The 10,309-nt window shown below is 62.8% G+C and carries 10 protein-coding genes and 1 pseudogene; 9 read left to right on the forward strand and 2 right to left on the reverse strand.

Annotated elements, in window-relative coordinates; translation table 11 throughout:
• Nucleotides 1-128: 128 nt before the first annotated feature.
• The 8 genes from J1M87_RS26245 (at nt 129) to J1M87_RS26280 (ending at nt 6,824) form a co-directional block, all read left to right on the forward strand.
• The gene (locus J1M87_RS26245) at nt 129-896 is read left to right on the forward strand and encodes a site-specific integrase (protein WP_307830930.1); all 768 of its coding nucleotides are present in this window, start codon (nt 129-131) and stop codon (nt 894-896) included.
• Nucleotides 897-927: 31 nt separating this feature from the next.
• The gene (locus J1M87_RS26250) at nt 928-1,227 is read left to right on the forward strand and encodes a helix-turn-helix domain-containing protein (RefSeq protein ID WP_374222424.1); all 300 of its coding nucleotides are present in this window, start codon (nt 928-930) and stop codon (nt 1,225-1,227) included.
• Between the two features lie 169 nt (nt 1,228-1,396).
• Entirely contained in the window at nt 1,397-2,701 is a 1,305-nt protein-coding gene (locus J1M87_RS26255; protein WP_206492635.1) for a recombinase XerD, read from the forward strand.
• Nucleotides 2,702-2,955: 254 nt separating this feature from the next.
• Nucleotides 2,956-3,171, forward strand: coding sequence for a hypothetical protein (locus tag J1M87_RS26260; RefSeq protein WP_068051821.1), 216 nt, complete (start codon nt 2,956-2,958; stop codon nt 3,169-3,171).
• Nucleotides 3,172-3,702: a Clp protease N-terminal domain-containing protein gene (locus tag J1M87_RS26265; protein WP_082898905.1), complete on the forward strand. Its 531-nt coding sequence runs from the start codon at nt 3,172-3,174 to the stop codon at nt 3,700-3,702. It abuts the gene before it with no gap.
• Between the two features lie 178 nt (nt 3,703-3,880).
• Nucleotides 3,881-4,534 (forward strand): hypothetical protein, encoded by a 654-nt coding sequence (locus J1M87_RS26270; RefSeq protein ID WP_206492636.1) that lies wholly within the window; start codon nt 3,881-3,883, stop codon nt 4,532-4,534.
• 88 nt (nt 4,535-4,622) lie between these two features.
• Nucleotides 4,623-4,955: a hypothetical protein gene (locus J1M87_RS26275; protein ID WP_206492637.1), complete on the forward strand. Its 333-nt coding sequence runs from the start codon at nt 4,623-4,625 to the stop codon at nt 4,953-4,955.
• 279 nt (nt 4,956-5,234) lie between these two features.
• On the forward strand, nt 5,235-6,824 hold the full coding sequence (locus tag J1M87_RS26280; RefSeq protein ID WP_206492638.1) for an FAD-binding oxidoreductase: 1,590 nt from the start codon (nt 5,235-5,237) through the stop codon (nt 6,822-6,824).
• Between the two features lie 640 nt (nt 6,825-7,464).
• Here J1M87_RS26280 and J1M87_RS26285 read toward each other — a convergent pair.
• Complete coding sequence (locus J1M87_RS26285; protein ID WP_206492639.1) at nt 7,465-8,256, reverse strand: helix-turn-helix transcriptional regulator; 792 nt, start codon at nt 8,254-8,256, stop codon at nt 7,465-7,467.
• Between the two features lie 66 nt (nt 8,257-8,322).
• Between J1M87_RS26285 and J1M87_RS26290 the strand changes: the two genes are divergently transcribed.
• Nucleotides 8,323-9,786: an MFS transporter gene (locus tag J1M87_RS26290; protein ID WP_206492640.1), complete on the forward strand. Its 1,464-nt coding sequence runs from the start codon at nt 8,323-8,325 to the stop codon at nt 9,784-9,786.
• Between the two features lie 396 nt (nt 9,787-10,182).
• Here the strand turns inward: J1M87_RS26290 and J1M87_RS26295 are convergent.
• Nucleotides 10,183-10,309: pseudogene (locus J1M87_RS26295) on the reverse strand (ABC transporter ATP-binding protein); the annotation flags it as partial.

Raw genomic sequence — 10,309 nt, forward strand, 5'->3', positions numbered from 1 at the left:
TCTACAATCATGAACGGCCCCACGGATCCCTGGACGGCATGACGCCGCAGCGCTACTGGGAAACCTGGACGCAAGAAAACCAATTAGCTATCGCATAGACGCTGGACTGCTATCGGGGGCCCAACCACGTGTTCTCGCAGGTGATCACCGAATTCAACCGAGCCACTCATGTGCAGACCAACGACACCCAGGACAAGCGGCGCCCGTTCACCAAGGCGGAGCTACAGCAGTTCTTCGACCTCGCCGATCTCGAACCGGAACGAATCCTCAACTCGGGACGCAAAGGCGCACTTGCTGCGTGGCGCGATGCGGTGGCGTTCAAGGTCTTGTACGGATGGGGCCTGCGGGCCGGCGAAGGGCGACAGCTGCAACTGGTCGACTGCTCACGAAACGCCCGTGCCCCTGGTTTCGGTGAATGGGGACTGCTACGTATCAGGCACGGAAAAGCGATGCGCGGTTCACCCGCCAAACAACGCACAGTCCTGACCGTATTCGACTGGGCTGCAGAGGCACTCGAACACTGGGTCAACTACGGCCTACCCCGTTACGGACAGCCGCTCGCCGACCTGTTCCCCACCGACCGCGGAGGTGTTGTCGCCGGCAGAGACCTGTGGAAGCGGATGCGAAACCTGGTGGACGAGCTCGGCTTCCCGCCGGGCTTGGACCTGCACTCGCTCCGACGCGCGTATGCAACTCATCTACAGACCGAGTACGGATACGACTTGAGCTTCGTGCAAATGCAGCTCGGCCACGAACACGCAGCAACGACCTCCATCTATACGATCGCCTCCCCCGACTACCGGGCACGCCATCTGGAACAAGTGTTGTCGAACACGCTGCGTCGCAGCGTCGGTGAACGAGATGGTGCGAGAGGAAAGGCAGACGATGAAACGTGAAATACAGTATCGCTGGCGTGTGCGTGAACACATGGCACGCGTTGGAATGAAGAACAGTCGTGACCTCGTGGAACCGTTGCGGGACAGAGGAATTACCCTGTCCGAATCACAGATCTACAGGATCGTCGGACAGGAACCCGAACGCATCGCGTTCAGTGTTCTCGTTGCCCTCTGCGACATCTTCGGCATCGAAGCCGGCGACCTCGTGACCTACACCGCGACAGACGCGAACCGTCGACGAGACAAGCGTGCAGTGAACTCGCCAACGGACGTTCCTCTCCTTGACGCATACAGACCAGTCAGGGCGCGAATCACCGACGACGATGCCTGACCGTCCCAGAGGCCGACCGCGTACGGTCGGCGGATCGAAGGTGTGCGATCGCTGCACTATCGCTGTTTCCCGGCACCGAGTCCGATGGCCCACCGAATCACTCTGCGGTGCGTGCTTCACCGCTGCAGTGCGCACCTACGGCCGCTGCGCACTGTGCGGCATCGAACGAATGACACCCGGGCTATCACCCGCCCGGCAGTCGATCTGCCGGGAATGCGCAGGCATCACCACTGCCCTCGACTGCACGAACTGCGGCCGCGAGGCCGAGCGCCTACGTGGTGGACATTGCGCACGATGCGTCGTCACCGCAGACCTCACCGCGGCTCTACGACCGCACGATCCCCCAGACCTCCGACTCAAACGGCTCGTCGCAGAACTGGCGAAGGTGTCACGTCCGGAGAGCATCGTTACCTGGATGCGAGGCAAATCGGCTGCCGAGCTGCTGCAGAAGATCGGTGACCGTGAGCTGATGCTCTCGCACAGTGCCTTCGACGAGCTACCCCCTGGCCGACACGTCGAACACCTTCGAGAAATGCTGGTGGACCTTCACATCCTGCCCGACCGCGGTAATCCTCGACTCGCCCGGTTCCAGACGTGGCTCGAGAACCGGCTCGACACACTCGCAGACCGACCAGATGTTCGCACCGCTCTCGAACAATTTGCCCGATGGCATCACCTTCGCCGCATCCACGGAAACCGAATCCGCAACATGGACAACGCAACTCGAACCGCGAAGCAAGAGATCACCGAAGCCGGGAAGTTCCTGATCTGGCTGAGCGAGAACCATCACGTCACTGTCGACGCACTGACTCAGGCCCACGTCGACGAGTACTTCTCCACTGGGACCACCACCCGAATGGCAGCACGCAACTTTCTCCAATGGCGAGCCAAAACAGGGATCGGCAAGCGCTACCACCTGAAATACCGCGAGGCTCGGCAAACACCACTCGCCTCATCCCACGAACGCTTTACACTGATTCGAACAGTCCTCGAGTCGGAGGCAGTGGTGCTCAACAACCGGATCGCTGCACTGATGCTTCTTCTGTATGCGCTGCCGGTCCGCCGGATCGCCGAAATGCGCACGGAGCAAGTAGAAGTCACACCAACGGGAATCAGCCTCCACCTCGGTGAACATCCTGCGCCAGTGCCCGAACCGCTACTCCCCCTCTTCCATGAATACTTGACCTCACGCGCCAACCAGCGCACCACCAACAATCAATCCCCGTGGCTGTTCCCAGGAACACGGGCCGGGCATCACATCACCGAGCAGACCCTTCTGAATACACTCAGACAGGTCTTCGGCATCAAAATCCTCGCGATTCGCAACGCAGCGCTGCACGACCTGACCAAAGAACTCGACGCCGCAACGCTCGCCGACCTACTCGGATACAGCAACAAGGTGATGAACATTCACGCCGCTCGCTCGGGCGTCCCGATGGGCAGCTATCCGGCGATTGGATCACGCACGACGTGACTACCCGCCCTTTTTGAGGTCATTCAAGACTTCTATCCACGCAGTCGGCCCCGAAGCCTATCCACGGCATTCGCACTACCTCTGAGATTGCGTACGCCCTATGCAGACTTCATACGATGCATTGGCGGGACTCGGCTGCGAGATCGTCGTCGTGCCGTTGTCAGAGCCATTCCTGCAGCAACCTGGGGTCACAGGAGCGGATCGCGCCGTCAACCGGAATTGACAAGCGGCCGATGTCAATTTACATTGACACCATGACCGAAGCCACAACACTCGCCGCAGCCGCCAGCAGCCCTGATCCTGCCGAAGGGCTTCGCGCAGTGCTAGCACTGCGTCGACTGCTCGAGCGTCTCGAAGCAGTCCAAGTTCGCAATGCCCGCAACCAGGGTTGGCCCTGGCAATTGATTGCGGACTCGCTCGAAGTCAGCAGACAGGCCGTGCACAAGAAGCACGGCGGACAAGGGAGGTAGATGATGTTCGAGAAGTTCACCGCAGCAGCTCGACTCACCGTGATCGGTGCGCAGGATGTCGCCCGCGAACTGCAATCGTCGCGTATCGGCGTCGAGCACCTGATGATTGCTGCGCTCGACGGTGCCGACGAGTCGCTAAGGACTCGAATGACCACGCTTGGAGTCACTTCCGAAGCAGTTCGCTCGGTGGTACAGGTCAGCGCTGGGCTGGGGCCCGCAGATGCTCACGCGCTGAAGTCGATTGGAATCGATCTCGATGCCGTTGTCTCGCAGGTCGACGCCGCATTCGGTGCCGGAGCCCTCGATCGCAAGCGCGAACGGGCACGGCGGCATTTACCCTTCGACAAAGCTGCCAAAAAGGCACTCCGGCAGTCGATGAAAGAAGCAGTTGCACTCCGAGACCGCGATATCGGTGTAGCTCACGTTCTGCTCGGGGTTCTTGCGCAGGATGACTCCACGGTGCGCACTCTCCTGCCGGCCGGCGTGACGGTGGCTCGTGCACGCGGCGCGATCTCACCACTGACTACCTAGCGTTTCTCGTCAACGGAGCCCATGAACACCGCGTTTATCAGTCGTATCCCGCCATCGGCACGGACCTGGCATTGTCGACCTTCCCAATTGGGGATTCGTCTGCTGTTCTTGTCGGCGGGGGCCGTATCCGGTCTGCCGTTCGCCGGGACGATCATCCAGCGCGTCGGGGGCAAGACGCGTGATCGCTCCGGGCGTCGTCGTCTCAGCAGTGGGACTGGGTGCGCTCTCCGTCGGGCCGGAATCAGGTTGGTCGGTCTTCGCGGGTGACGCGCTCTATCTGATCGGAATGGGGATGGGTATCTGGGAAGTGAGCATGGATGTCGTGGGCGCTCGCGTGGCACATCTTCTCGGCAATAACGCCATACTTCCTCGACTTCACGCCACGCTCAGTATCGGAACGGTCGTCGGATTGGAGGGTCAGCGAATACCTCGAGATCAGATAAGAGACTTACCCAGTGGAACCTGGCTTATTCACAGGGCATGCATAACTCCCGGCCCGACAATAGACTGCGTCGATATGGTCAGGCGGGAGGTAAAGAGGACCTTGGCCGTCGGCCTCGCACTCGTCGCGTGGACCGCCTTCGCCTCCATCTATGCGAGGTTCGGCAGGTTCTTGGTGTCCGACACCAGCTGCGACGGTGGCCAGTTGCGGCCTTCCACGTTCGGGATTGTGTACGTCAGCGTCGTGGCTTCGGTATGGATGATTCCCTTCTTGGTGCTGGCGATACGAACCCGGTCACTTGTGACGGCTGCGCTCGTAGTGGTCGCGGCGATCGTAGGGGCGGGAGTCGTTGCCAGTATCCTCGCCAACCCCGGCGAATTCTGTTTTTGAGCAGTGGCCCGTACGGGGGCATGTCGAGCGGTTCTTTGCTCTACCCCACACTAGGACGTGGCCCTTTCTTCTACGGTGTTCATTGGGCGTGTTCTGGACGACCCTCGCGGCCTGGGCGCATGGCACGGCACTAGCGAAGGCTCACGGAATCGACGGCCAGTCGATCGCGGAGCAGATGGCAGCAATGGTGCGCTTGGCTGCAGACATAGGCCCTGGTTTCGCGCGCGACGCCGATAGCGGAACGTATCCGGCGGAGACGTCGACCATCATGTCCGCCGTAACGACGATGCAGCACGTGACCGCAGCATCGAAGGACGCCGGCGTGGACCCGTCGCTCCCCGCGGCCGTGACAGCGCTGTTCGAACGTGCGGCGAGCGGACATGAAGCGGAGTCACCTTCTCGAGTAATCGAGGCAATGTGACTAGGTGCACTGTGGATGCCGGAACGCATCAAGCTAGCAATAACACCAGTCTTGATATGCAGGGTTACCGGTAGCTCCCGCACGGTACGAGGCACCATTCCCCGGAGGTCGGCGAGAGACGAAACCGGGCACCATTGGAAGCGTTGGCCTCCCCAGGATGCAACTGCCCACGCGACTACCTGCTGTGTAGACCGTCAGGTGCCATGCGACAGCCGATCTGATGTTCGACTGTCGACGCGCAACCGCCGATTGAGCACGAGTCGGAAGTACACTCATGCGATGCCCAAACTGACGCGACGCCATCTGTTGTTCGGTGCTGCCGCCTTGGCCGGTGGCGCGCTGACGAACCTGCGCCCCCTCAGCGCGTCCGCCGACCCGCTTGTCGCGTCCACAGCCCTCACGGAATTGAGCCCTCCGGACCCGGAATTCGTGCGGTTGGTGCAGCGCGGTTACAACCCCCGATTCCTCGCGCAGCCCGAGACTCTCTTCGTGCCCGTGGACACCGAAGAGACCGTGGCCGCGGTCGGGACGGCGGTCGCGCGCGGTCTGCGTATCGCCGTCCGATCGGGTGGACACTGCGTCGAGAACTTCGTCGACAACGCCTCCACCCAGGCCATCATCGATCTCGGTCGGCTCACAACCGTGGAATTCGATGCAGAATACAACGCCTTCTCTGTGGGTGCCGGAGCTGATTTGGGCACGGTGTACGAGCAGCTGTACCGAGGCTGGGGTGTGTCGCTTCCCGGCGGAAGTTGCCTGGGCGTTGGTATGGGAGGCCACGCCGCGGGAGGCGGTTTCGGTCCCCTGTCGCGCGCGTTCGGGTCCGTTGTCGACCACATCTACGGTGTGGAAGTTATCGTCGTCGACGCCGACGGACATGCGTCGTCGGTCCTGGCAACTCGCGACGGTCCGAATTCGGATCTGTGGTGGGCGCACACGGGCGGCGGTGGAGGAAACTTCGGCGTCGTGACCCGGTACCTCCTCCGCACGCACGACGCGGACGGGTCGGATCCCACACGGGCCCTACCCACCCCTCCGGCGAACCTGCTCAGCACACAGGTCGTACTGCCTGTGGTCAGCGAAGAGGCTTTCGTGCGGTTCGTCGGCAATTTTCAGCGATTCTTCGAGCGCAACAGCGAGCCGGGGTCGAGATTCGCGAGCTTCTACGCGCAGTTCTTCGCCAGTGCACACCTGTGCCAACTCACGCCACGGCTCGATGCAGACCTGCCCAACTCGCGCGCGTTGCTCGACGAGTTCGTCGCCGCACTGGGTGAGGGTGTGTGGCCACCACCGGTCGCGGTGCCCGCTTCGCAAGGGCCGTTTCTGGATGTTTCGACTCAATTGTCGGCACCGCGTGGCCGCGCCCCGTTCTCGGGTAAATACAAGAGTGCGAATTTGCGTCGGGCACACACCGACGAGCAGCTGCGCACCCTGTACAGGTACCTGTCGGACCCGCGTTTTCAGAGCCTGGACTCGGGTATCGAGCTCTTCCCTGCCGGTGGTGCAATCAACGACCGATCCGCCGACGCGACGGCGATGCCGACCAGGAATTCGTTCATGAAGGCCGTTTTCGTCGCCGCCTGGCGCAATCCCGCGGACGAGGCCGCCCATGTCGAGTGGTCCCGAAACATGTATCGCGACATCTACGCCGACACCGGCGGCGTTCCGGTACCGAACGACGCCAACGCCGGCGCTTACATCAACTATCCGGACTCCGACTTGAAGGATCCCGCCTGGAACACCTCGGGGGTGCCGTGGTCCACGCTGTACTACGGGGACCACTACCCCAGGTTGCAGGAGATCAAGGCGGCGTGGGATCCCGGCAACCTGTTCCGGCACGACTTGTCGATCGAGCTCCCCCGCACCTGATGGATCAAACGCGGGTCTCTGGCGGGGTAATCCACGCTGCGAGACAGCGTTTCGACCGACCGGATGTTGCCTAGATTCTGTTCCAGCGATCACCGCACGGGCATCGCGATGTGGTCCGCTCGGTTGCACCCCCGTTGATGTGGACGAAGGCGACACGGACCTGTTCCAACATGTCGTCGTATTCCGAAATCGCTTCCGCGACTGGATCGTCAGCGAATCCGGCGTAACGTTCGAGCGCAAAGCTCCGGGTTCGACCGCTGCCAGAAGCCCGGCAACTGAGGAAACGTCGACGATTTCACCCACTGATCGGCCCACGATGCAAGTCCTCCTGGACGCCAGGCAGTGAGTGCCACGCGGTTCCCGGCCTCCGGCGCTACCTCGGCGTACGCCGTGCCGAAGCCGCCTGGTACGTCACCGGTACTGAACCATTTTTGCTCGTGGCTCGATCACCACCGATTGGTCAACGCGCCGTCCAGGGTGAAGCGATAGTGCAGGTCGACAACTCCCCCTGGGAAATTGCCTTCCAGGTCCTGCGTGACTCAGTTCGGACGATCCGTCTTGCGAGGTATCGCCGCCCCGGAATCTGCACAGACCTATTGTCGGTGTCCCATCACTCGAATCCTGTTCTGTAGCGGAATGGTCAGAGGTTCACTACTCCGAGCCGCACTTCCAGTGCACGGTGCCCTCGAGGCGTCAATGAAATCGCACGTTCACGGGGTTTGCGGGTGATCCACTGGGCGTCGACGAAGGTCCGGCAGATCTCGGCCCCGAGGGCCCCTGCTAGGTGGTGACGTTGCTCAGTCCAGTCGACGCATGCGCGCAGCAGCGGGCGCCGGGACCGAGACCGCCGTGCGGTCTCGATGTCGACGCCGATGGCGTCGAGAACATCGTGTGCTCGCGGGCCCAGTTCGTAGGGGCAGTCGTCGCCGGTGCCTGCGGACAACGGGTCGGTGTCGGCACGCTCTGCGTCAGCTCGGCCGTCGGCGCGGACCAGTGCCTTCGATTCGAGCAACGCCTCGGTGATGGTGACACCGAGCTTTCCGGCGATGTGGTCGTAGCAAGTTCGGCCCTGACGCAGAGCGTTGGCGCGGGTGCCTTGTCGCAGACTGGTGATTTCGTACGGTTCGGCGATCAACGCCAGGGATTCGAGTGCGGCGGCGATCTCGGGTCCGGCAAGGGTGTAGTAGCGGTGTCTCCCGGCCGCGGCGACCCGCAGCAAGTTCCCGTTGACGAGCCTCTTGAGGTGACCGGAAGCCGATTGGGCACTGATACCGGCCTCCGTGGCCAGCACACTGGCGGGCAGCGCACGCCCATCCGCCAAGGCCATCAGGATCCGTCCACGGGCCGGATCGGCGATCAGGGCTGCAACGGATGCGACGTCTGCGTCGCCGTACCGGCTGGTGGCCGGGGTGCGGGGACTCGAAGTGCTCATACATACAGTCTGCGCCGATGTCAGTTCATCGTCCGGTGAAGTAATTCGCCACCAGGCTTTGGAGCTATGTCCACTACTCACGGCATGCCTCGACGGTCCCCCACCCTTCGACGCGACACCGACTCGGCCGACCACGGCGGTCGACAGCGCCACATCGTGTTGGCCACGATGTGCGCCGGAATGTTCCTGGTGCAACTCGACGTCACCATCGTCAACGTCGCTCTCCCCCACATCGGCGCAGGCCTGAATACTGGCCTGTCCGGGCTTCAGTGGGTCGTCGACGGTTACGCTGTCGTGCTGGCCGGCCTGCTCCTGGCCGGCGGGACCCTCGGCGACAGATATGGGCACAAACGGTTGGTCCTGGGTGGCCTCGCAATCTTCGGCGCAGCGTCGGTGGCGTGCGCTCTCGCCTCCTCGGCACCTGTCCTGATCGCGGCCCGCGCCCTGCAAGGAGTCGGAGCTGCAGCACTGCTACCCGGCACTCTGGCCGTGCTCACCCGAACCTTCCCCAATCGCGCCGAGCAGGCACGCGCGGTCGGCATCTGGGCCGGTGTCTCGGCTCTCGCACTGCCTGCGGGGCCCTTCGTCGGCGGAGTCCTGGTCACAGCCATGGGCTGGCGATCGGTGTTCTGGATCAACGTCCCGGTCGTAGCGCTCGCAATCATCGCCGCGGCCGTAGTGGTCACTGAATCGATCGAACGCGAAGATCGACCAATCGACGCCGCCGGTGTCCTCACTGCAGCCGTCGTACTGTCGGCGACGGTGTTCGCGGTGATCGAAGCCGGAGCGCACGGGGTGACCGTGAGTGTCATGATTGCGGTGGTCGTGGCTGCTGCGGCGCTGACCGGGTTCGCGCTCGCCGAGCGGCGTGCAGGCGACGACGCGATGGTGCCGCTGGCCCTGTTGCGTAGTCGAGCCTTCGCAACAGCGAACACCCTCGCCGCGGCGATGAACTTCGTCGGTATCGGAACCATCTTCGTCTCCACCCTGTACTTGCAAGGGGTACAAGACCGTTCGCCGTTGATGGCTGCTGCGTTCATGCTTCCGTTGTTCCTGCCCGTCGCAGTCCTGTCCCCCATCGCGGGTCGAATGAACAGCCGATGGGGCCCGATCGCCCCCATGTCGATCGGGTTCGGCTGCGGCATTCTCGGCGGCATCAACCTGCTTCGCCTCACACCGGACAGTCCATACCTGACGGTGCTGCCGTCCTTGGCCGGGATCGGAATCGGCATGGGCATGCTGGCCGCCCCGATCGTTTCATCCGCAATAAGAGCCGTGGACCCTGCGCGCTCGGGCGTGGCGAGTGCCGCGAACAACACCGCCCGCCAGGCAGCGGGCGCACTGGGCATCGCCGTCTTCGGCGCTCTCGCCGCCTCCCCCGACGATGCTGACCGCTTCGTCACCGGAATGCACGTCAACGGGCTCGTTGCGGCCGCCGTCTGGGCAGCTGCTGCGCTGCTCGCCGTGGGCTTTCTGCGCGGGTGCGCCCTGAACAATCCCGAATCGGGGTCACCGAGTAAGGGTGTCTGAAGCCCGCGGACATGCCGCACGATCAGTGAAGTGACTACAAGCGAGACTCGAGGGTTCGTATGTCGGTACTACGGACCCCGGTGGTCGGCCACCGAATCGAATGGCGATGTCGCCCAGCTCCCCGAATCACCTGGAGAACGAGGTTGGGCCTAGCGGCTGGTGCGATGCCGGTGGAAATGTCGTTGGCGACTGTAAAAGGACAAACCCGTTCCAGCACGGTCAACCGCACCGACATCCGGCGCGCACGTGACTACGACAGCCTCGCTCCACTCACCGCGCATACACGTAAACCGTTAATGCACAGTGCAATTCAGGAGCGGCTCCGGCGATACCGCTCCGAACTCGACGACTCCCCCGGACTCGACTCTCGACGATCACGATCCCAACTCGGGCAGTTCAGATTGCCATGGCTGCGCGGACGTCGGCTTCGGATTGTGATCCGCCGGTGCCGGTGGTGGTGATGCGGCCGGCTTCGAGGATGTAGTAGTGCTGGGCGGATTCGAGTGCGAAGCCGATGTGTTGT

The organism is Rhodococcus sp. KRD162 (assembly GCF_017168335.1).
Classification (GTDB): domain Bacteria; phylum Actinomycetota; class Actinomycetes; order Mycobacteriales; family Mycobacteriaceae; genus Rhodococcoides.

Bases quoted from the DNA above. Each gene is read 5' to 3' on its own strand.
- J1M87_RS26250 (WP_374222424.1), top strand. From the start codon at position 928: ATGGCACGCGTTGGAATGAAGAACAGTCGTGACCTCGTGGAACCGTTG.
- J1M87_RS26255 (WP_206492635.1), top strand. From the start codon at position 1,397: ATGACACCCGGGCTATCACCCGCCCGGCAGTCGATCTGCCGGGAATGC.
- J1M87_RS26260 (WP_068051821.1), top strand. From the start codon at position 2,956: ATGACCGAAGCCACAACACTCGCCGCAGCCGCCAGCAGCCCTGATCCT.
- J1M87_RS26265 (WP_082898905.1), top strand. From the start codon at position 3,172: ATGATGTTCGAGAAGTTCACCGCAGCAGCTCGACTCACCGTGATCGGT.
- J1M87_RS26280 (WP_206492638.1), top strand. From the start codon at position 5,235: ATGCCCAAACTGACGCGACGCCATCTGTTGTTCGGTGCTGCCGCCTTG.
- J1M87_RS26285 (WP_206492639.1), bottom strand. From the start codon at position 8,256: ATGAGCACTTCGAGTCCCCGCACCCCGGCCACCAGCCGGTACGGCGAC.
- J1M87_RS26290 (WP_206492640.1), top strand. From the start codon at position 8,323: ATGTCCACTACTCACGGCATGCCTCGACGGTCCCCCACCCTTCGACGC.